Source organism: Streptomyces bobili, from assembly GCF_002154575.1.
Taxonomy (GTDB): Bacteria; Actinomycetota; Actinomycetes; order Streptomycetales; family Streptomycetaceae; genus Streptomyces; species Streptomyces bobili.
Genome location: NZ_MUBA01000739.1, coordinates 1 through 227, shown reverse-complemented (window position 1 = coordinate 227; position 227 = coordinate 1). Strand labels below are relative to the sequence as shown.

The following is a 227-nucleotide window of genomic DNA, read 5'->3' as shown; positions in this document are numbered from 1 at the left end:
CGAGGCCGCCCACCGCCACGTAGCCGAGCACCCGGTAGTGACCGCCGACGCGGTCGCCGGGGTTCAGGCGCGGTTCGAAGGAGTACTCCCGGCCGCACTGGGGGCAGTAGCCGCGGGTGAGGGCGGGTCCGCCGGCGTAGGTGACGCCGATGGTGCCGGCGCAGTTGTCGACGCCGCAGCGTCGGCCGCCGGTGGGCGGGCTGACGGAGGGTGGCCCGGCCTCGGAC

General features: G+C 76.7%; 1 protein-coding gene. It reads right to left on the bottom strand.

Annotated elements, in window-relative coordinates; translation table 11 throughout:
- On the bottom strand, positions 1-227 hold a 227-nt coding region (locus tag BZL64_RS41690), incomplete at both ends, for a serine/threonine protein kinase (protein ID WP_244205774.1).